At 36.4% G+C, this 22,182-nt stretch carries 17 protein-coding genes; 12 read left to right on the top strand and 5 right to left on the bottom strand.

The features are described 5' to 3' along the window. Window positions 1-7: 7 nt before the first annotated feature. Together C6344_RS12105 and C6344_RS12100 are read right to left on the bottom strand one after the other, a co-directional pair. The gene (locus tag C6344_RS12105; protein ID WP_106071362.1) at window positions 8-1,195 is read right to left on the bottom strand and encodes a CDP-glycerol glycerophosphotransferase family protein; all 1,188 of its coding nucleotides are present in this window, start codon (window positions 1,193-1,195) and stop codon (window positions 8-10) included. A gap of 11 nt (window positions 1,196-1,206) precedes the next feature. Continuing rightward, the gene (locus C6344_RS12100) at window positions 1,207-1,977 is read right to left on the bottom strand and encodes a WecB/TagA/CpsF family glycosyltransferase (RefSeq protein ID WP_106072964.1); all 771 of its coding nucleotides are present in this window, start codon (window positions 1,975-1,977) and stop codon (window positions 1,207-1,209) included. 371 nt (window positions 1,978-2,348) lie between these two features. Between C6344_RS12100 and tagD the strand changes: the two genes are divergently transcribed. From tagD to C6344_RS12085, 3 genes are all read left to right on the top strand, one after another. Next, on the top strand, window positions 2,349-2,738 hold the full coding sequence (tagD, locus tag C6344_RS12095; protein WP_008343212.1) for a glycerol-3-phosphate cytidylyltransferase: 390 nt from the start codon (window positions 2,349-2,351) through the stop codon (window positions 2,736-2,738). Between the two features lie 119 nt (window positions 2,739-2,857). Beyond that, complete coding sequence (locus tag C6344_RS12090) at window positions 2,858-4,864, top strand: glycosyltransferase (protein WP_066031656.1); 2,007 nt, start codon at window positions 2,858-2,860, stop codon at window positions 4,862-4,864. Window positions 4,865-4,951: 87 nt separating this feature from the next. Continuing rightward, window positions 4,952-7,201 carry a CDP-glycerol glycerophosphotransferase family protein gene (locus C6344_RS12085; protein ID WP_066031657.1) on the top strand — a complete coding sequence of 750 codons (2,250 nt, stop codon included), beginning with the start codon at window positions 4,952-4,954 and terminating at the stop codon, window positions 7,199-7,201. Window positions 7,202-7,264: 63 nt separating this feature from the next. Here C6344_RS12085 and C6344_RS12080 read toward each other — a convergent pair whose 3' ends face one another. Beyond that, entirely contained in the window at window positions 7,265-9,880 is a 2,616-nt protein-coding gene (locus tag C6344_RS12080; RefSeq protein WP_106036468.1) for a bifunctional glycosyltransferase/CDP-glycerol:glycerophosphate glycerophosphotransferase, read from the bottom strand. Window positions 9,881-10,148: 268 nt separating this feature from the next. Between C6344_RS12080 and C6344_RS12075 the strand changes: the two genes are divergently transcribed. Together C6344_RS12075 and tagH are read left to right on the top strand one after the other, a co-directional pair. After that, on the top strand, window positions 10,149-10,976 hold the full coding sequence (locus C6344_RS12075; protein WP_060597419.1) for an ABC transporter permease: 828 nt from the start codon (window positions 10,149-10,151) through the stop codon (window positions 10,974-10,976). Window positions 10,977-10,995: 19 nt separating this feature from the next. Beyond that, window positions 10,996-12,597, top strand: a complete 1,602-nt coding sequence (gene tagH, locus C6344_RS12070; protein WP_106036469.1) for a teichoic acids export ABC transporter ATP-binding subunit TagH — start codon at window positions 10,996-10,998, stop codon at window positions 12,595-12,597. 130 nt (window positions 12,598-12,727) lie between these two features. On the opposite strand, the gene C6344_RS12065 is transcribed toward tagH, so the two are convergent. Then, window positions 12,728-14,071: an IS1182 family transposase gene (locus tag C6344_RS12065; protein WP_106036470.1), complete on the bottom strand. Its 1,344-nt coding sequence runs from the start codon at window positions 14,069-14,071 to the stop codon at window positions 12,728-12,730. 126 nt (window positions 14,072-14,197) lie between these two features. Continuing rightward, window positions 14,198-15,079, bottom strand: coding sequence for a UTP--glucose-1-phosphate uridylyltransferase GalU (gene galU / locus C6344_RS12060; protein ID WP_106071363.1), 882 nt, complete (start codon window positions 15,077-15,079; stop codon window positions 14,198-14,200). A 272-nt stretch (window positions 15,080-15,351) separates the two neighbouring features. Here galU and wecB point away from each other — a divergent pair, with 272 nt between their 5' ends. From wecB to C6344_RS19255, 7 genes are all read left to right on the top strand, one after another. Further along, entirely contained in the window at window positions 15,352-16,485 is a 1,134-nt protein-coding gene (gene wecB, locus C6344_RS12055; protein WP_106036471.1) for a non-hydrolyzing UDP-N-acetylglucosamine 2-epimerase, read from the top strand. 200 nt (window positions 16,486-16,685) lie between these two features. After that, entirely contained in the window at window positions 16,686-17,402 is a 717-nt protein-coding gene (locus tag C6344_RS12050; protein WP_066031663.1) for an IspD/TarI family cytidylyltransferase, read from the top strand. Beyond that, window positions 17,395-18,420 carry a ribitol-5-phosphate dehydrogenase gene (locus C6344_RS12045; protein WP_066031664.1) on the top strand — a complete coding sequence of 342 codons (1,026 nt, stop codon included), beginning with the start codon at window positions 17,395-17,397 and terminating at the stop codon, window positions 18,418-18,420. Before C6344_RS12050 ends, C6344_RS12045 begins: the two co-directional genes overlap by 8 nt. Then, a complete protein-coding gene (locus tag C6344_RS12040) occupies window positions 18,408-19,601 on the top strand; it encodes a CDP-glycerol glycerophosphotransferase family protein (protein ID WP_081311473.1) in 1,194 nt (397 codons plus the stop codon). The genes C6344_RS12045 and C6344_RS12040 overlap by 13 nt, the downstream gene beginning before the upstream one ends. Then, the gene (locus C6344_RS12035; protein WP_223254327.1) at window positions 19,591-21,408 is read left to right on the top strand and encodes a CDP-glycerol glycerophosphotransferase family protein; all 1,818 of its coding nucleotides are present in this window, start codon (window positions 19,591-19,593) and stop codon (window positions 21,406-21,408) included. Before C6344_RS12040 ends, C6344_RS12035 begins: the two co-directional genes overlap by 11 nt. Before the next feature lie 107 nt (window positions 21,409-21,515). Then, on the top strand, window positions 21,516-21,833 hold the full coding sequence (locus tag C6344_RS19260) for a transposase (RefSeq protein WP_411265996.1): 318 nt from the start codon (window positions 21,516-21,518) through the stop codon (window positions 21,831-21,833). A gap of 123 nt (window positions 21,834-21,956) precedes the next feature. Then, on the top strand, window positions 21,957-22,169 hold the full coding sequence (locus C6344_RS19255) for an IS3 family transposase (RefSeq protein ID WP_411265995.1): 213 nt from the start codon (window positions 21,957-21,959) through the stop codon (window positions 22,167-22,169). Window positions 22,170-22,182: the final 13 nt, after the last annotated feature.

Raw genomic sequence — 22,182 nt, 5'->3', positions numbered from 1 at the left:
GTGCTTCCTAATGAGAAGCCGGACGTTTTTTGTGTAAGAGCTGCTGTTCAATAAATGATAGAAGCTGCTGACTAGACTCGCCCTTTGAATATTGGTTCCATTCCTCAGCGAAGGTTTTGATTCGTTCTCTGTGATCTGATTCGTTTAGATGAAGCAGCTCCTTCAAGAGCATGTCTTGAGTGACGCAAGCCTTTCCAGGAATGATGTCCTCATACCGATCGACTAAGCCGCGTTTCGCTCGATAAGTGTCTAAGTCATAAGTGAAGAACAAAACAGGCTTTTCAAGCAGCGCATATTCAAACACAATCGACGAATAATCTGTCATGAGTACATCGCAAGTACAAAGCAATGGATAGAGCGGCTGATCGGACACATCAAATATCCATTCACCGTCTGTTTCCGCCTTTGCTAAATGTTTGACCGCAGGATGAAGCTTGACGAGCAGAATATAGTCTCCATTTAGCTCTGTTTGCAATTGCTCTTTTGAAAAAGGCAGGACAAGATCGTCCATTGCAAAGTCTCGATAGGTCGGTGCATAAAGCAGGATCTTTTTCCCTTTAGGAAAATCATTCGGCTTCAAGGAAGGCAGGCACTGGTCAAAGTACACATCCGTCATCGGTACACCTGTTGGTAAAAAACGTTCATCATTGACCCCAAACGAAGACTTGAAAATCTCGCGCATGTGATCTGAGCCTGTAACGATATAATCGAAAGACGCATAGACTCGTTTAAAGCGTTTGATATCACGTGGACTTCGTTCCGAATTTGATGCATCTTCAAGACCGAATTTTTTCAACGCCCCATTGGCATGCCATACTTGAATACAGGTGGTAGAAGGCCGTTTTCTGAGTACACTTGTCATGAGAAAGTAATTATCTGTCACGACAACCTTGCTTTTAAACATCGTATAAATACATTGAATGAGATGGAGAGGATTTTTTTCATGAAAATAGCGAAATGACAGATGAGACCCGTCCTTTTCTATCGCAGAAGCATGCTTCGTATAGAGGACTGTAAGCTTCATCGTCATGTTCGCCTGTTGTTGATAAGTATCAATGAGAGCAGCTGCATTCTCTTGAAATGAAACAAGCAGCGTCACCTGGTTTTCACGCGGTTTCACGCCGCTCATCAGCCATCCAATTAAAGAAACGAAAGCTGCATAGCATGAAATGATCATTGAGCGTATATCCATCATTGGTCAGTCTCTCACAGCTGCTTCGTCTGATCCTTTACTTGCTCAGGATAGTAACGTTTTTTTCCTTTGTTTTCTTTCAATACGGCAAAAGCGTATTTAGGAATGTTCAGCATTCGTTTCCATCTCCATGGATTCACAACAAGTCTGTACAGCCATTCTGTATTTGTTTTAATCATCCATCGTGGTGCACGCTTCACCGTTCCGCTAAATACATCAAAGCTTCCGCCTAAACCGATGCAAACAGCCTGCGGGAATAAATGACGGTATTCATAAATAAAGTTCTCCTGATTTGGATAACCTAAAGCAACGAACACCATATCTGCTTTCGAGCGGGCGATTTGCTTCGCTACGAAACGTTTATCGGCTTGATAGCCGTCACAGCTGCCCGCGATGACCACATTTGGGTATTCCGTATCAATTCGCTGTTTAACAGCCTCAAGCACTTCTTTTTTCGCCCCATATAAAAAGATACTTTTAGACTGCTTGTTTGCTAGATCAAGCATAGACATGAAGACATCAAAGCCAGCAATTCTTGACTTCAGCGGACTTTGTATCAAACGTGACATCAAGACGACGCCTACACCATCCGGCAGAACATAATCCGCAGAAGAGACGACTTGATGGTACGCACGATCCTTCATAACAGTATAGCCAATCTCTGGATTGACAGTCGCAATCATGGCGCCTCTTCTTTGAGAAATATGATGGTGATTCATATAGCTGATAAATTCATCTAGGTCGCCGTTTACATAAGAAAGGTTAGAGACCACTTCTGTTTGCATTGTTTAGACCTCCTTTTTCATCTTGTTATCTATGAACGTTCATTGTAAATTCATTCTTCGTCTACTCATCATTTTATCACAGATGCTCCATGAAATATTAACAATAACTTTACAAACCTTTAAATTTCATGACATTTTCATCAATTCATATGAAGGATGCTGCGAGAAACATTGATTCTTCGGACTTTCCCTTCTCCGCCCAATAAATTGGAAATAGTTTGTCTTTACATCTGCTTAACGTTTGATGGGCGCTGTGATATAATGAGGTTCCGAAGAGCGAAAAAATACGAACGATGATAATAGGATTACGGATAAACATTACTGCATGAAAGCAGTTGAATAAGGAATGAAGAAAGGAGTTCATGTTTGCAATGAAGAAAGTTATTACTTACGGTACATTTGATTTATTACACTGGGGGCACATTAAGCTGCTCGAACGTGCAAAGCAGCTTGGAGATTACTTAGTGGTGGCCATTTCGACAGATGAGTTTAACTTACAAAAATCAAAAAAGGCTTATCATAGCTACGAGCATCGAAAGCTGATTCTTGAAACGATTCGTTATGTAGACGAAGTCATTCCAGAAAACAGCTGGGATCAAAAAGTCCGTGACGTGCAGGAGCACGATATTGATGTGTTTGTCATGGGAGATGACTGGGAAGGTAAATTCGATTTCTTAAAAGAGCATTGCGAAGTCGTGTACTTGAAGAGAACAGAAGGCATCTCGACAACTCAAATTAAGGAAGAAATTGCTGGACTTTAATTATTTAAGATAGTGCTTCTTATCTTTTGGTGAGAAGTGCTTTTTTATGTTAACATATCGTTTAAAAATTTATTTAAATATCGACGGAATAAATGGACAACAATGAAAGGTTGAGTGTTTTGATCCAAAAATGGTTTAACAAGCTTAGAAAAAAGACACATGATAATAATCAAAGTCAACCGCAACAACAATTGCAAATTCCTGATATGGAGTACTACTTTATTACTGGAAGAATTAAAGAAAAATATGGTGGTATGACGAAGTCGTTATTGCTACGTGCGAACTTATTTGGGTTAAAGAATGTTTCAACTCATTTTTTAACCTTTTCATATGATCAAGAATTTTCTCAGAAAGTGAAAGGGATCATTGATAAACAGAAAGTGGATCCTAAAATGACAAAAATCCAAAATATGTATGTGGATTTTCTTATTCCAAATTGTAAACCAAAGGAACAGTATCAGCCATCTTATCACGCTGACAACATCAATAAAGTGGTATGTGATCAAGAAGATCCTTCTGTTCGTTTTATTAGGAATGAAAAATCTAATCAAATTGAGATGGTTGATTATTTTCTTCCAAATCAGCAATTGGAGAAGCGAGAGGAATATAATTCACAAGGGCAGTTGCATAAAGTTTCCTATTTCTCTCAGGAAACTGGAAATGTCTATCGAGAACTATTCATTTATGAGCACACTTATGTTTATATGAAAAAAGAGTATGCGGATCTTAAGGAAGAATCTAAAAGTAAATTGAGAGACATCATTTGGTATGCCCATGAAGGGATAAAAACCTTTAAAAATGAAAAAGCATTAAGACAAGAGTGGCTTACGACTATTCAGTATAAAAATGATCGAAAAAAGCTCTTTTTAGTTGATAGCCGGAAACAGGATAAGTATGTGTTCCAATTGAAAAAAAGAAGTTCTTCTTATTTTTCAGCAATTATTCACAGTAAACACTATGAAACAGAAAAGACAGAATTACGTTCTGATTATAATGAATTATTTACCCAAATAAGAAAACAAAAAGTAGATGCCGTCTTTTTTATCACTGAAGAGCAGAAAACAGACGTAGAGAAACAATTTGGTCATCAAAATATCTTCTTTTTAACACCACATACATTAGATCGTTCGTCACATCAAGTACAAGATCACTATACTGCGGATCCGAATAAGGTTCTGATGATGGCGAGATTAACTAAAATAAAAAATGTCATAGATGCCATCCGTTCATTTGAATTTGTGATAAAAGAAGTACCAAATGCGAGGCTTGAAATCTTTGGTTCAGGTCCTCAAGAAAAGCACCTAAAACAAGAAATTAAAAGGTTAAACTTAGAAAAGAATGTCTTTTTAAAAGGATTCACTCAAAATCCTGATGCTGAATTTAGAACAGCTAGAATGTCTATCTCTACCTCTGTCTTTGAAGGCTGTCCATTGTCCATCATGGAATCAATTGTTAACAATTGCCCTGTGATTACCTATAATTACGATTATGGTGCTAGCACACTTGTGAAAAATCAGTTTAATGGCTTTGTTGTTGAGCAATATGAAGTGAAACAGCTTGCTAACAAAATCATTGAATTGTTGAAAAACGATGAACAGTATCAGATTTTTTCAGAAAATTGTCAGGAGATTGCAGAGGTATATTCAATCCCTAACTATTATGAAAACTGGATAGCGGCACTTCACAAAATGATAGAAGTGCGAGAAAAAAGAGACCAAATTCAAAGGATGATGAAGCCTATTCATTTCAAATTAGTGAAAATTGGTGTTGAACATCATATTCTTTCATTGGATTTGCAAATGGAAGGTGTCATTGAAAAACGAAAAAAGGTTATATTAGAACTTGTAGGTTATGATCGGCGTAACCATGCTGAGCTATTCTCTAAAAAAGTCGAAAGTTTAAAGGTGTCCTTCCCAATTGGACATGCATCCATACAAGCGGCATTGAAACGAAACAAAACAAAATATGTTGATTTCTATATGAGAATGAGAGACGAAGAATACAACGAAATCAATAAGCGTTTGCCAATTGCCGAGCATTTACTCAATGAAAAAGATGTGTCAAAAGTTGACGGTGTTTCTTACAAGACAATTAAAGGGAATTATTCTTGGAAGGTGAATAAATAAATAATAGAAACTTTTATTTATCATACATCGTTTTATAAGTATGAGAAGAAGCATAAGATTTCGATGAACAGAGGAGATAAATGATTAATGATTGAAGAGAGCGTTCAGAAGAATAGTGTTGTTGAAAGTTTAAAGAACCACGACGAAAAAATAGAAATTTTATTGAGGATAGATGATGATAGGCCGTTAGAAGGTCGATTATTTTACTTACTCATGAGAGAAAGGATCTCAAAGCAGGAAGTTTACCTTCCTCTTAAACATCTAGTGGAAAATCAGTTTAAAATAGAGATTCATGAAGATTCTTTCTCGAATCAAATGGAAGAAGGGCAAACGTATAACTTATATGTGACGGATTTTTCTGAAATGACTGATAGCAGTGAGAGCGAAGATGAAACCGAAGACTCCTCATATGATTCCGATGGAGATGACGAAGAGGCTGAATTGGAAGAGGGAGATGGCCAATTCCTAGATGAAGACGACAATCCCTATTATAAGCATCGTCTAAAGCTTGATGTGGAAATGCCTGAACTCTGTTTCATAGAAAATAAAAACGCTCTGCTGCTTGCTGTGCCATATCGTACAGATAAAGGTAATGCTTCTATTAAGGTCAAGCGAGAGATGAAGATCACGAAAACAAACCAGATAGCACTCGATGAGACCAATCTTCTTACTGTAAGTGGATATTGTGGTGTCATAAGTGCTGAGCACTCTTATCGAATCAAAAAAATCCAAATTCTTTTCAAAAGGGACGAAGTAGAGCATCGATTCCCCGTAAACTATCAGCAAAAAAGTGATATTGATGGTTATAGAACGGATGGGGAGATGCCGGAAGTATATCCATTCAATGTTGAAGTTCCTTTAGGAGTATTAACCTATTCTACAGACGAGAGATATATCTATAGAATGTATTTTGAATTTATATGTGAAGTTAACGGAACAGAAGAGACTTTAACAACACCATCTCTTGTGCTTGGAGATCGGTCTAATCAATTAAAAGGGCTCGTCCAAATACAAAAGAAGAACAATGTCCCGATTCGGTATGAGGTGTATCGAAAGAAAAAGAGACAAACGCTTGGTATCCGAATTAATGATTATACAATGAAAACACGTGCGAAGTACTACGTCAAAAGCAAGTGGAAGAAATTCAAAAAGAAAATTGGCAAAATCAAAAAAGTCCGTAATCGCCTTGTAACAAGGACCTTTAAAACGACCTTTCAGCTGGCGAGTAGGCTGTCTGTGAAAAAGAAAACGGTTGTTTTTGAAAGCTTTAATGGAAAACAATTCAGCTGTAATCCGCGTGGGATCTATGAGTATATGAAAGAAAATCACCCTGAATATACGTTGATCTGGAGCGTGAAAAAAGGGCACGAAGCACCGTTTAAAGAAAAGGGCATTTACTATATCAATCGTCTGTCATTGAAATGGATTTTTGCGATGGCAAGAGCCGAGTATTGGGTCGTCAACAGCCGATTGCCGCTATGGATTCCAAAACCAGAGCATACAACATACTTGCAGACATGGCACGGTACGCCGTTAAAACGACTTGCGATGGATATGGACGAGGTGCATATGCCTGGAACAAACACGAAGAAATACAAAAAGAATTTCACGAAAGAAGCATCGAATTGGGACTATCTCATTTCTCCAAATGCTTACTCGACTGAAATCTTTACACGTGCATTCCAATTTCAAAAGACCATGATTGAGTCAGGATATCCGAGAAATGACTTCCTTCATAATCAAAACAATGAAGAAACGATGAGAGCACTCAAACAAAAAATGAACCTGCCGCTTGATAAAAAATTGATCTTATACGCACCGACATGGAGAGACGATCAATTTTATAAAAAAGGGCAGTACAAATTTGATTTAGACCTTGATCTGCATGAGCTGAGAGCCGCTATCGGAGACGAATATATTATCATTTTGCGTATGCACTATCTAGTCGCTGAAAACTTTGATTTAGGACCATATGAAGGCTTTGCCTATGACTTCTCTCATTACGAAGATATTAGGGATCTTTATATGATTTCTGATCTGCTCATCACTGACTACTCTTCTGTGTTCTTTGATTATGCAAACCTCAAACGTCCGATGCTATTCTATGTGCCAGACATTGAAACATATCGTGACAAGCTGAGAGGCTTCTACTTCGACTTTGAACAAGAAGCACCTGGACCTCTTGTGAAAGAAACAGCGAGCGTCATTGACTGGGTAAGAGAAACAGAACAGCCAACCTTTACTTTGCCAGCTTCCTTCGCACCGTTTTATGAAAAATTCTGCTATTTAGAGAGCGGGGAGTCTTCGAAGCGTGTGGTGGAAGTATTTCTAAAGTAATAGCAATAAGATAAAAAGCTGTCGAGAATATAGGGCTACTAGCCCCATAGCTCGACAGCTTTTTTAAAGTGTTAGGTTTGTTAACTTTTGATAAAGTGCTTCGCGATAGCTTTTATGTTGATAGAAGAAACCATCCATTCTCTCTTTGTGTATAGTTTCCATTTGGAAATCATTTTTCGCTAAGTTAGCGATTTCCTTAATAACTGACGAACTATTTGTAACTAGGCGTCCGAAGCTGTCATCTAAATCCAAGTCTAGTTTGTTATACAGGTGGTTTCCACAAATAAACTCTGCATAATCGGGTATAAAGAATAAAACAGCTCGATTTATAAATGCAAAATCAAATACAAATGAAGAAAAATCGGTCATGAATAATTTGTAATCACTTAGATTGATATCTTTTGTTACAAATTTAATTCTTGGATGATCTGTTTTGAATTCATTTATAACAGAATTAAAAATAGGATGTAACTTTAATTCAAAGTATAGGTCTTCTTTTTCAAGTAAATCAGTAAACTCTTTAGAAGAAATTAATGTATTTATTTCTGTATAATAAGAAGAATTCTTAAAAGCTTCTTCTTTTATAGCCCATTCTCCACCTTTAGAGGAGTTAACTAATGAGACTCTCCAAGAAGGAGCAAAAATAATTTTATTGCTGGTAGGTTTAAGACTTTTAACAAAATCAAATCTGGCCATCCCAGTTTCAATTATGCTTTCTGGTCTGTAATTGTAATTCTTAATTAAATTTTGTTTTTCAAAATTACTGGAGACTACAAATTTATCTATTTTATTCTTTTCACTTGAGTAGATCCAAGGAGTGTGCGCATGTAGAATACCATGCTGTAAGTAAACTAATTCAAAGTCTAGACGGTCATTAATAAATTTCATTCTCTTTTCTGAAAAAGCACTATACTCTTGAACTGTCCTGAATGATGTTAAAATTTTAGTAGCATTTAGAAATAAATATTTATGCTGTCGAGACCTGAATTTAATGACATTTTTTCTTTCTTCTTGATTAAACATATTTTCTAGATCGATACTATCGCCATCGTATACATAATATCTTTTTATACCGTCTTTTTTGTGGAAATCATGCTTAAACTGATAATATGCATTATCTATAATATTCTTTCTGTCATTATATAGCCAAATGCCTTTTTTCTTTTTGTTTATTAACTTTCTAGCTAAATATAGCTTTTTGTCATGTTTTCTAACTATTTTATCAAACTCTTTTGTATATGAATTAGCCTCGTCCTTATTAGCTTTTTTAACAATGATTTTTTGTTGTTTAGGCAAGAATCTTAAAGCATAACCTTTCTTGAATGCTTTATGCTTCATAAAGCTCTGAAATACGACGTCATTGATAAAATAAAAAGAAACAGGATAATCGTAATTTTTATAATTGATGCTGAATTTCAAATCTAATGCTTGTTCATTGAGCTCTTTTTTCCAACTGAATCTATGGAATTTATTTGTTTTCATTCTTGTTTTGTAGTAGCCATGGTTAGATGAAGAGAGTCTAGGCACAAAGGGTTGTCCGTTAACTTCAATCTGTAATCTTAAATCTAAGAATTCATTAAGCGGACTTTTAATAAAACCAGCTACTAATAATTGATCATCCTTAATAGTGAATTGGGTCATAACTAACTCAAACCGGTGCTGTTTAAACAGTAGCTGATCATCGCGATAAACATAGATACCTTGAGAATCATATTTTATATTAGGCTTAGGTTGTTTCAAACTTAACAAAGAGGCTTTATGATATATATCAATAAAATCATGATTTAAAATTATTTTATCCTCAAGCTTTTCTATGATATTAAACATCCGTTTTTTCCAATCTGAAAAGTCCTCTTGATCTAGATGAAATGGTATTAAGGATTTTGACTTAAATCTCCAATTCAATTCGTATAAAATCATACTTTGGACATAAGGGTGCACAACATTATTATCTGAATATGAATCCATCATTTTTTCGAAGTACAAGAGAAGCATATTGTAAGAGTGTACGGGGCTTCTGTACTTCATAACTGTTGAAGATTGGTGTGTGCGATATATATATCTTCCAGTGGAACAAATTCCAATTCTCCCGGTTTTCATTAAATAAGCCGTATTAAAAGTTGCATCTTCAGCATATGCGAGATCTGTGTCGAAATAAATGCGTTCATTAGGAGGTAAATTCTTTACACAAACGTTTATGGTTGTTTGATTTATATTAGGATAAACAGACACATCATAAACACCGGTTTTCGAATAGTTCTTTGTCCTAGGATGATCTTTCACTTTGCCGTTCACCAGAGAATATAGAGGGTAAGCGACAATTGAAACCTCATCTTCAACTTGATTAAAGTAGTTATATAATTCTTGAATTGTGTTACTTCCAATTAAATCGTCTGAATCTAAGAAAAGAATATACTTGCCCGTTGCTTGTTTTAAGCCGATGTTTCTAGCTGCTGAAACGCCAAGATTTTCTTGTCTATAAATCTCCATGTTTTGGTACTGCTTTACATATTCATTGCAAATATCAAAGCTGCTGTCTGTAGAACCATCATCCACAAAAATGATCTGGATTTTTGTGAAATCATGTGTCTGCTTCATAATTGATTTAATGGTATCTTCTACATATTCCTCTGAATTAAACAAAGGAATAATTACAGTCATATCGTAATTAAAGTTCATTTTCTTCCTCACTTTTGTCTTAATGTATGGGTAAATCAATTTAATTGATAATCAGATAGATATTATCTTAAAAGTGATTAATATCCTATAAATAGATTACAACAAATTAGAATGAATGAACAGATCATTAGTATTGTAGAATTAAATTTAGGGAAGACCTAGTGATGGATTTGTTAATCAGTGAAATAATTCTCAACATCTGTTACAATTATGAGCGGTGCTTTTTAAAAAAAGTAATTCCAAAAACTTATATCTAAGGAAGATTAGAATGAACGCAATGTTGACGATACTAAAGGAGCAAATCAGCTCATTTCCGCTGATTATGCGACTTGCTGTTTATGAAACAAAATCAAAATATCAGATGAATTATTTAGGTGTTTTATGGCAGTTTTTAAATCCATTGATTCAAATGCTGGCTTACTGGTTTGTTTTTGGTCTGGGGATTCGCGGAGGACAGCCAATTGTCATTGGAGGGATGGAAGTTCCATTTATCATCTGGATGCTTGCGGGGTTAATCCCTTGGTTCTTCATTAGTCCGACGATACTTGATGGATCAAACAGTGTGTTTAAACGCATTAATATGGTATCGAAAATGAATTTCCCGATTAGTGCGCTGCCGTCTGTGGTGATTATGTCCAACTTGTTCAGCTACTTTGTCATGATGGGTGTCTATCTGATTGTGCTCATTTCCTATGGCATATATCCTGATGCGCACTGGCTGCAATATATATACTATCTTATTTGTATGATCGCGTTTATGTTTTCGTTTAGTTTGTTTAATTCCACGATTAGCGTACTCGTGAGAGACTATCAATTTCTTTTACAATCCGTGACACGTTTACTTTTCTTTTTGCTGCCGATTTTTTGGAATATCTCAGAGAAGCTCACTGGAGACAAAGCATGGATCGGGGATATATTAAGATTGAATCCTCTTTTCTACATTATTGATGGTTTTAGAAATAGCTTGTTAAAGGGAGAATGGTTCTTCCATGATGTGAAATATACGCTTTATTTTTGGCTGATCACGCTGCTTCTTTTAACAGTCGGTTCATTGCTTCATATGAAATTTAGGGATAAATTTGTCGATTTTCTTTAAAAAGTAAGGAGATTATACGATGAAACTAAAGGTTTCGTTTCGAAACGTATCCAAGCAATACGTCCTATATAAAAAGCAGTCAGATAAGATTAAGGGGCTGTTTTTACCCAATAAAAATGAAAAAGGTTTCTTTGCTATTCGTGATGTGTCCTTTGATGTATATGAAGGCGAGACAATTGGTTTTGTAGGGATCAATGGATCTGGAAAATCAACGATGTCGAACCTTCTTGCGAAAATCATTCCACCAACAAGTGGTGAAATTGATATGGACGGACAGCCTTCTTTAATTGCCATTGCGGCAGGGCTGAACAATCAGTTGAGCGGGAAAGACAACATTCGCCTAAAGTGCTTAATGATGGGGCTGACGAATAAAGAAATAGACGAGCTGTATGAAAAAATCGTAGAGTTTGCGGATATCGGTGATTTTATTGATCAGCCGGTAAAGAGCTACTCAAGCGGAATGAAATCACGTCTTGGCTTCGCCATTTCAGCGCATATTGATCCAGATATATTGATTATTGATGAAGCATTGTCTGTTGGAGACCAAACCTTCTACCAAAAATGTGTGGATCGAATCACAGAATTTAAGGAACAAGGGAAAACGATCTTTTTTGTCAGTCATTCCATTAGCCAAATTCAAAAAATCTGTGACCGGGTGGCTTGGATGCACTATGGTGAGCTTCGCATGTTTGATGAAACGAAGAAGGTTGTGAAAGAGTATAAGGAGTTTGTTGACTGGTTTAACAAGCTTTCCAAAAAAGAGAAACAAAAATACCAATTGGAACATAAGGAAGGTAGAAAAGGCGTTCAAAAGACGGAAAAAGTCACCCGTTATAAAGAAAGTGGGAAACGACGTTCATTTTTTGGACCAGCCTTTCAAGTGACGATTATTGCTGTTTTAACTATCTTACTTGCTTTATCTATGTTTTCGGATCGCCCGCTTCGTACGCTGGCTACATTTGGTGCAATCCCATCAGATCAGACAGGAACGTCTCATACAAAGAATCCGCAGACGAAGGGATCGCCTGATATGAAAAAGGTCGATCGACAGGCAATTGTCACGTCAGATCCACTCACGGTCTACAAAGATCAAGCCATGAAAAAAAAGGCGGATGTCACTTTACCATTTGGGCAAGAGGTACAAGCTGTCGCTGAAAATAAACAAACCGTTCAAATCAAAAATGCATCAGAGACGTATTTTGTCAAACCTGATGGGCTTCAACATGCAGAGGAATTAAAGTCTTTATCCATTGGACCAGGTCAGTTCAATTCCTATGTATCGCCCGCATCTGCAGGCTCATATGAGTATTTACTTTCTTTCCTTGGAAAAGAAGAATCTGTGCTTAAGCAAAGAATGCAAACCCTGAGTTCGATCAAAAGTGAACAAGGTGCTGCTATTGAGCGGCTGACCACGGAGAAAACTGATTATGTGATTCAAAATGGACAGGCGAATACGATGGTATTCCGTGAGATCATGTCAATCTCTCCTTCAACACTTGGACTGACAGAACAGAACGTTTGGCTGAATGAGAAACAAACGAAATTCGCAGTGAAGGGCGAAAACAACTTGTTTGTCATTGATAATGAACAGCATACACTGACGATTTCAGTGATCAAATAAAAAGCTGCCGATCCCGGCAGCTCAGATTGTAGAGAAACTCATGTTTTTCTACAATCTTTTTTATTTTCAGCGTAATTATGATGGATGAGATTTAATGAAAAAGGCCTCCCACACACCTAACCTAGCGAAGCTAGGTTAGGTGTGTGGCAATCTTCTTCATGTTCTGACACGCAGCTGTGAGAAGCACTTGCTCACTCACATTTTGTTTTCCCCTCAACCGGCAGTAGCGAAGCCCGTGCAGTTGTTTTGAATCTGCAAAGCTTCGCTCTATTTTTTCTTTTCTTTTTTTATATAGCTCTTTTCCAGAGGCAGACAGACGATTTTGTCTGATCTTTTCTTTGTGTTCCTCCCATACATGTCTTGAGATCACTTTTTGATGATTTTTCGATCTTGTACAGCTCTCAAGGAAAGGACACGATACGCATTTTTTAGGGTCTGATTTGTAGAACCTATAACCTTTTCGATCAGTTGTCGTATATAATAGCTTCTCGCCATTTGGGCAGATGTAGTGATCAGATTCAGAATCATACTGAAATTTCCACTTCTCAAATAATCCTCTTGTTGGATGAAAGCGTCTATGTGCGATGACACCAAAAATATGGCGATCCGATAAACCTTTACAGATTGAGGTTGTCAAATAACCAGAATCAAGGGCAACAGCTTCTACTTGAAAACCAAATCGGGCGATTTGGTGATCCAATCGATCAAGATACGGAATAGAATCATGGATATTGCCGGGGGTGACATGGGCATCCGTGATAATATTGTACTTCATATCCGTTGTACGGTGGTCTAGGTAGAAAAAGCCTTCCGGTTTATTTTCACGATAAAGATAGCCACTTTCAGGGTCAGTCATACTTTGACGAATGTCTTTTTTTGTTTTCACCTCCTCTTTTATCTTTAAGGGCTTTTTTCCGTGTGCCACCCGATCTTCTTGGATCGCTTCTTCTAATTCATTTATATAGTTCTGGGTATCTTGTTCAATCGTTTTTCTCGTATATTTATGTTTATTGGCATTGGCTTTAAGATGAGTTGAATCAGTAAAAAGAACGCGGCCTCCTACCATATCATGATTGATGGCTTGAAGCACAATTTCATCAAAAATATCTTGGAAAATCGTTGTATCTTTGAATCGAGTACGACGATTCCAGCTAATGGTCGAGTGATGAGGAACGGGGTCATTGATGTTCAAACCTAAAAACCATCTATACGCCATGTTATAGTAAATTTCTTTTTCAAGTTGTCTTTCAGAACGGATACCGTACAGGTATCCGATAAACATCATTTTGAACAAAATAAGTGGATCAAGAGAAGGGTGACCTTTATTCTCGCTATAATACGGTTTTACTTTATCTACGATAAATGAAAAATCAATGTACTGATCAATTTTACGAAGCAGGTGATCCTCTTCGACCAGTTGATCTAGCAATACAAATTCGGCTTCGTGCTGAGAAGAATTTCTAGTGTGGAACACGAGAAAAAACACCTTCCTTTAGTATGCTTTTATCTATTATAAAATGGAGGAATGGAAACTTTAAGAAAAAAATAAAGCTGTCGAGATTTTCTCGACAGCCTGAGCTGCCGATCCCGGCAGCTTTTTTTAATTCATTTCTTCTTTTTCGAGAAGCTGTTTCATAAATGGAATGAGTTTCTTTTTTAGATCCTCATCTTGAAGGGCGAACTCTAGAGTCGTCTCGATGAAGCCTTGCTTTTCACCGACATCGTATCGTTTTCCTTCGAAATCATAGGCGAATACGCGCTGAATGTCATTCAGCTTTTGGATGGCATCTGTCAGTTGAATTTCTCCGCCTGCACCAATTTCTTGCTGATCAAGGTACATAAAGATCTCTGGCGTGAAAATGTAGCGTCCTAAGATGGCTAAATTGGATGGTGCTGTACCTTGCGGCGGCTTTTCAACAAAGTTTTTCACTTGGTAGCGGCGTCCTTCTTGTGTAAGAGGATCAATGATCCCGTAGCGATGTGTATCGTTGTCTGCCACCTGCTGAACACCGATCACAGATGAAAGAGTCTTTTCGTATTCATCCATCAGCTGGCGAAGTCCGGGTGTTTCGGCTTGAACAATATCATCACCTAATAAAACGGCGAAAGGTTCATCACCGATAAAGTTGCGTGCGCACCAAACGGCGTGTCCAAGTCCTTTAGGTTCCTTTTGACGTATGTAATGAATGTCAGCAATGTTAGAGGATTTTCTCACCTTTTCTAAAAGCTCGCTCTTTCCTTTTTCCTCCAGGTTGCGCTCTAGCTCTGGTGCAAAATCAAAATGATCTTCAATGGCTCTTTTCCCTTTTCCAGTGACGATAATAATGTCTTCAATTCCTGATTCAACAGCTTCTTCAATAATATATTGAATGGTTGGTTTATCAACGATTGGCAGCATTTCTTTAGGCATAGCTTTTGTTGCAGGGAGGAAACGTGTCCCAAGACCTGCAGCTGGGATAATGGCTTTACGTACTTTTTTCAATGAACTTTGCACCTTCCTTACATATTGAAAAAATGATTTGACTTCATTTTTCATCTTTCATAAAGTGTAACTTACAAATGATAGAAATGACAAATGATTTACGATAAATGTATGATGATCTGATACAACATCTATTGTAAAGAGTCCGTGTAAATTTTTATGTTGAAAAGGGTAAAGGCGATGTAAAGATTGAAAATTGAATGATTAGGATTCGTTTCTATTCTTTTGTATAATAAACATATGATAAATGAGAAGGAAAGAGGCATCGACTATTGAAAACATTACATGTAATGACTGTATTCGGGACGAGACCTGAAGCGATCAAAATGGCCCCCCTTGTCCTTGAACTAAAAAAACATCCGCAAATCAAATCCTCTGTCACTGTGACTGCTCAGCATCGGCAAATGCTTGATCAAGTGCTGAAAGCCTTTGACATTCAACCGGATCATGATTTAAATATTATGAAAGAACGCCAGACGTTATCTGAAATTACATCAAATGCACTGTTAAAGCTAGATCAATTATTCCAAGAAGAAAAACCTGATATTGTCCTTGTTCATGGGGATACAACAACAACCTTTGCTGGAAGCTTGGCCGCATTTTATCATCAAATCTCAGTTGGACACGTTGAAGCGGGACTAAGAACTCACAATAAGTACTCGCCATTTCCAGAGGAATTGAACCGTCTAATGACTGGGAGTATTGCCGATATTCATTTTGCACCTACACATGAAGCGAAACAGAATCTTCTAACAGAAAATAAAAAAGAAGAAACAATTTTTGTAACTGGGAATACAGCCATTGACGCCCTGCAAACAACGGTTACTGAGCAGTATCAACACCCTATTTTAGAGAAAATAGGCACGGATAAAATGATCTTGTTAACGGCCCATCGCAGAGAGAATCTTGGACAGCCGATGAAAAATATGTTTAGAGCCATTAGACGTGTTGTAGAAGAATTTGAAGATGTTCAGGTCGTTTATCCTGTTCATTTAAACCCTGCCGTACGTGACGCAGCTCAGACAGAATTCAGTGATCTCGATCGTGTACACTTAATTGAACCGCTCGAAGTCGTTGATTTCCATAACTTTGCTGCCGCTTCGCACTTTATCTTAACGGATTCTGGCGGTGTACAAGAAGAAGCACCTTCTCTAGGGAAGCCAGTACTAGTACTCCGTGATACAACAGAACGCCCAGAAGGCGTGAAAGCCGGTACGCTTAAGCTAGCAGGTACAGATGAAAACACCATTTACAAAATGGCAAAAGAGCTCCTAGTAGACCAGAAAGAGTATGACAACATGTCGAAGGCGTCTAATCCTTATGGTGACGGACAAGCATCGAAACGAATTGTTGAGATGCTTCTATACCAATATGGCTTGACGAATACAAAGCCAATGTCTTTCTAAAAACTGATGATAATTACAGTTTAAGGGAATTTGTCGAAAGGTGTTATATTTTCTAAAACATTCATTAAAAAATGATAAAAATGTGGTATTATAATGGCATATATTAAGATATGAATGGTTTTTTTGTAATATAATTTACAATCTATTCATATTGAAATATTGCCATTTTTTATTTGACATGATTGAGAGGGGTATTAAGTATGATTTATGCAGAAATATTAGCTGGTGGGAAAGGCTCTAGAATGGGTAATGTCAATATGCCAAAACAGTTCTTGCCGTTAAATAATCGCCCTATCATTATTCACACTGTTGAAAAATTCCTATTAAATGATCGTTTTGAAAAAATTATCATTGTAACTCCTAAAGAATGGATTAACCATACGAAGAATATACTGGAAAAATACATACATGCTGATGATAGATTAGTAGTAATCGAGGGTGGAATAGATCGAAACGAATCGATCATGAGTGGGGTTCGTTTTATTGAAAAAGAGTATGGACTAAATTCTGATGATGTCATTGTTACACACGATTCAGTAAGACCATTTTTAACCCATAGAATTATTGAGGAAAATATCAATGCCGTTCTAGAACATGATGCTGTCGATACTGTTATACCTGCTATAGATACAATTGTGACTTCAGAAGACGGTGCAAATATCACTGATATACCTGTACGTGACAACATGTATCAAGGCCAAACACCTCAAAGTTTTAAGATATCTCTCTTAAAACGGCTGTATGGCGAACTAACAGAAGAACAGAAAAAAGTGCTTTCAGATGCTTGTAAAATTTGTATTTTAGCAGGGCAGAAAGTGAACTTAGTTCGTGGCGAGGTATTTAATATAAAAGTAACGACACCATACGATTTAAAAGTGGCGAATGCTATTTTACAGGAGAATATAAAAAATGATTAATCAAACATATCGATTGGTTTCTGCTAGACAATTTGAAGTGACTTATAAGGACAAGGAATTTACGTCTGGCCAAGTCGTTGTTAGACCGACCCATCTGTCAATATGTGCCGCAGATCAGCGCTATTTTACAGGAACAAGAGGGAAGGAAGCAATGGATAAAAAACTTCCGATGGCTCTGATTCATGAGGGTGTAGGGAAAGTAATGTATGATCCTACAGGGACGTTCAAAGTTGGCACAAATGTGGTGATGGTTCCGAATATACCAAATGAAGAAAATGAATTTATTGCAGAAAACTACTTGCGCTCAAGCTATTTTAGATCAAGTGGTTTTGATGGGTTTATGCAGGATTATATGTTCATGAACCCAGATCGCCTTGTAGCTTTACCGGAGCAAATGAACCTTCATGTTGCCGCTTTTATTGAATTGATCACTATTGCAGTTCATGCGATGAGTAGATTTGAAAGAGTGGCTCACCAAAAGCGAGATGTATTTGGGGTTTGGGGCGATGGTAATCTAGGATTTATTACCTCCTTAATTCTAAAAAAACGTTATCCAACTTGTAGAGTATACGTTTTTGGGAAAAACCAATATAAGCTAGAGCATTTCTCTTTTGTTGATGAAGTTTACCAAATTAATGACATCCCAAAAGAAGTTCGTGTTGATCATGCATTTGAATGCGTCGGTGGACGTGGCAGTGAAAGTGCAATTGAACAAATTATTGATTTCACTCAACCAGAGGCCTCTGTTGCTTTATTAGGTGTGTCTGAATACCCTGTGAAGGTTGCCACAAGAATGATTCTTGAGAAAGGAATTATTCTCATTGGAAGCAGTAGAAGTGGTAGTAAAGATTTTGCAAATACAGTAAATCTACTAAATGAATTTCCTGAGATAATAGATTATTTGGAGACATTGATTGGAACAGTCCATACAGTGAGAAGAATAGAGGACATTGGAAAGGCATTTGAAGAAGATCTGACTTCTTCTTGGGGGAAAACAATCATGAAATGGGAAATCTAAAAACGATGCACATGACAAAAATTCTGAAATTCTTTTTCCAAATAGTCTATACGATTTTTTCTAAGTTATGTCAAGTGATTCAGCATAAAATTGTGATTGCTTCTTATAGAGATAATGAGATAAACGAAAATTTCAAAAACGTCTATGATGAATTGAAAAGTCACCCCCGTTTGAAGATTATTCTCTTATTTAGAAAGTCGGAAGGCGGGTTTTTGGGTAAGCTTTACTATACTCTTTATTTATTCAAATCTCTGTATCACATTGCTACTTGTAAGGTGCTCTTATTAGATGATTACTATTATCCTCTTTATTTAATTAAAAAGCGGCCGGAAACAAAGGTAGTTCAAATTTGGCATGCCTGTGGTGCGTTTAAAAAATTTGGTCACAGTATTAAAGACAAACAGGGAGGACCTTCATCTGAATATTTAAAAATAGTTCCTGTTCATTCTAATTATGATTATGCAATTGTTAGTTCAGTAGAAGCAATTGCTCCATTTTCTGAAGCATTCAATATGCCAAAGCAGAAAATTTTGGCAACAGGTGTCCCGAGAACAGATTTTTTCTATTCTGAAGAACACATACATGAAGTGAAAAAGAGGTTTCATAAAGAATATCCCGAATTAAAGAATAAAGTGAAAGTATTATACGCTCCAACTTATAGAGGAGGAGTAAATAAACAATATGGTGAGCAATTTCTATTGAATCAAGAAACGCTTTTTAAGCATTTGAGCAGGGAGCATTATGAGTTTTTAATTAAGGTTCACCCTTATATGCAAAAAGGTGTTTTTGGAGATGTCAATTTATCTGAAAAGTTTTCTTTGTACGAATTAATGATTGTTTCTGATGTATTGATTACAGACTACTCTTCAGTTATTTTTGAATATAGTCTTTTGAATAAGCCAATGTTTTTCTATTGTCCTGATTTAGAGACTTATGTGAAGGAAAGAGATTTTTATTATTCATTTCCAGAGTTTGCACCAGGACCTATAAGAACTAAAGTAGAGCCTCTGATAGAGGATTTGAGGAATATAAAGTTACATGAAAAACAAATGAATTATCATTCATTTTCAGATCGTTTCATGAATCGTTGTGATGGACATTCTACAGAGCGAGTTGTTTCACTAATACTAAGTTTAATAAATGAAACAACGAATGAAGGAGAGAGAGTTTTTGAAATTTAAACTAGGGACACTATTTAAGAAAAGGAGTGTTCAAAAAAATCTTGACCATGTAGAGGAAGTGAGTGAAGAAAAGGTATTCTCACTGTTCGATAAAGCAGAAGATGTAATCGTGAATAAAAATATTCCTCAAAGAGCAATCACACAGTTTCAATGGAATGAATCATTTTTAACGATTGAGGGATATATGTACATTAATGACATTCCCTTACAAAGGGAAGATACAGTAAGAAAAAAGTTATTGATTGTTCAAAAAGGGGATATTATAAAATCCATTCCTTTAAAAAATCAAAGATTAAACGAAACGAATAGACAAAGGCTAGGGCTTTCAGAAGAATATGAATGGGCTGGTTTCTACCAGGAAATAAACTTTTCAAAGGTAAATACGGGGAAGCCATTACCGCAGGGAAACTTTCATTTATATTTAGAATTAGAAGTGCTAGATGAAAATAATATCAAGTACCATGAGACCCACACGCTGGGCAACATCAATCAATTTCTGAAGCAGGATATCTATGCTACGAAAATGGAACACTTTTCAGCTAAGAAAAGAGTGAAATATAATTTCATTGTCACATATGATGAAGAGGAAAAAACCGCACATGTATCATCCCATAAACTCCAAGAAATTGACCAAGGTGCAATAGAAACTACTATGAAAAATGAAAATCGAATCATGCGTAAAATGAAGCGTGTAATGTTTCAAATCTTATATCAACTATTTTGTTTCCTGCCATTACAACAGAAGAAAATCACTTTCGCGTCTGATAGCCGCATTGATTTATCAGGAAACTTTGAATTTGTCTATCAAGAGCTTTTAAATAGAGAAGAAACGTTTAATTTTCAGTTTTTCTTAAAAGAAAGCATTAATACTAAAAAAAGCATAGCGGAATATATACGAATGGCTTATCATTTTGCTACAAGTCGGCATATTTTAATCGATGATTTCTACCCAATCATCTATCCATTGAAAATTCGTAAAAACGCGGATCTTGTCCAATTATGGCATGCAGTGGGCGCATTTAAGACGTTTGGTTACAGCCGAATAGGTCTGCCAGGCGGACCGTCACCAACATCAAAAAATCATAAGAATTATACAAAGGTTATTGTCAGTTCTGATCATATCCGCAAGCATTATGCGGAAGGCTTTGGGGTAGATATTGAAAATGTCATTCCGACTGGAATACCTAGAACAGACTTTTTTTTCGATGAATTAAAAAAAGAAGAAGTCAGATCTAGATTATATGAAGAATATCCTTTTTTAAAAGGGAAAAAAGTGATTTTATTTGCCCCGACATTTAGAGGGAATGGTCAGCAGTCTGCACATTATCCGTTTGAAGTATTAAATTATGATCAGCTCTATCAAGAGCTGAATGATGAATATGTCTTTTTGTTTAAGATTCATCCTTTTGTTAAAAATCAAATAAACATTCCTTATCAATATAGTGAATTTTTCTATGATTTCTCTGATTTTAGAGAGATTAATGAATTGCTTTTAATTGCAGACGTTCTGATAAGTGACTATTCATCTGTTTGTTTCGAATATGCATTGCTGCAAAAACCAATGATTTTCTTTAGCTATGATGTGGACGAGTATATTAGGACACGTGATTTTTATTATGAGTATTTTTCCTTTATTCCAGGACCACTTGCTAAAACATGTAATGAGCTAGTGTCAATTGTTAAAAATAATCAGTATGAATTCGAGAAGTTAGATTCGTTTGTACATTACTTCTTTGATGATTTGGATGGTCAGTCGAGTAAAAGAGTAGTGGATGCAATCTTATTAGAGCAAAAAGAAAGTCTTTAAAAAGAAAACACCTTTCTCCATGTAGACTAACCTAGTCAAATGGGACATAAAAAAACACCCTTCAAGTGATACACTTAAACTAAGTGCTGATTTGGAGGGTATTTTTTATGAAAAAAAACAAATATTCAGCTGAAATAAAATGGGCGGTTGTGAAAGATAAATTAAGCGGACAGTTTACCAATCAACAAATTATGGATAAATATCATACCAAGAATGTATCTCAGATTAAAACATGGATGAAGTGGTATCGAGGAAATCAGTTACATCAATTCGATCAGCCAATCGGAAAACAATATAGCTTCGGGCATGGACCTGACAATGTATCCAAAGAGGAAAAAGTGAATAGGCAGGTTGAACAGCTTAAGATGGAGAATGAAATTCTAAAAAAGTATTTGGAGATCGTAGAGGGGTTGAAAAGGGAGTAACCTTGTATTTGATCGAGAAATAAAAGGGAGAAATATACAGTAACGTCTGTCTTAAGTATTTTGCAGGTCGCCAGATCGACCTATTATCGTTGGGTATCCGAAGGAATACGTAAAAAATAACAAGTGGAGAAGGCTGTTATTACCTTATGTACCGAAACATCGTTCCGGTACGGGCACCGTAAGATCCGAAAGCTACTTCAGCGTCAATATGGTATCAAACGAAACCGAAATACTGTACAGCGTATCATGCAAAAATACCATCTTCAATGTCGTGTGAAGCGTAAAAGGAAATGGAAATCACAAGGGGAATCTGTCATCATTGCCTCAAATATATGAAATCGGAACTTCA

The sequence above is a fragment of the Bacillus sp. GBSW19 genome, from assembly GCF_002998655.1.
Taxonomy (GTDB): Bacteria; Bacillota; Bacilli; order Bacillales; family Bacillaceae; genus Bacillus.
The sequence above is the reverse complement of the archived record's forward strand: the minus strand, read 5'-3'. Positions and strand labels throughout refer to the sequence as shown.

Coding starts and splice junctions, on each gene's coding strand:
- C6344_RS12075 (WP_060597419.1), top strand. CDS start 10,149: ATGAACGCAATGTTGACGATACTAAAGGAGCAAATCAGCTCATTTCCG.
- C6344_RS12080 (WP_106036468.1), bottom strand. CDS start 9,880: ATGAACTTTAATTACGATATGACTGTAATTATTCCTTTGTTTAATTCA.
- C6344_RS12085 (WP_066031657.1), top strand. CDS start 4,952: ATGATTGAAGAGAGCGTTCAGAAGAATAGTGTTGTTGAAAGTTTAAAG.
- C6344_RS12045 (WP_066031664.1), top strand. CDS start 17,395: ATGATTAATCAAACATATCGATTGGTTTCTGCTAGACAATTTGAAGTG.
- C6344_RS12040 (WP_081311473.1), top strand. CDS start 18,408: ATGGGAAATCTAAAAACGATGCACATGACAAAAATTCTGAAATTCTTT.
- C6344_RS12105 (WP_106071362.1), bottom strand. CDS start 1,195: ATGATGGATATACGCTCAATGATCATTTCATGCTATGCAGCTTTCGTT.
- C6344_RS19260 (WP_411265996.1), top strand. CDS start 21,516: ATGAAAAAAAACAAATATTCAGCTGAAATAAAATGGGCGGTTGTGAAA.
- tagD (WP_008343212.1), top strand. CDS start 2,349: ATGAAGAAAGTTATTACTTACGGTACATTTGATTTATTACACTGGGGG.
- C6344_RS12050 (WP_066031663.1), top strand. CDS start 16,686: ATGATTTATGCAGAAATATTAGCTGGTGGGAAAGGCTCTAGAATGGGT.
- C6344_RS12100 (WP_106072964.1), bottom strand. CDS start 1,977: ATGCAAACAGAAGTGGTCTCTAACCTTTCTTATGTAAACGGCGACCTA.
- tagH (WP_106036469.1), top strand. CDS start 10,996: ATGAAACTAAAGGTTTCGTTTCGAAACGTATCCAAGCAATACGTCCTA.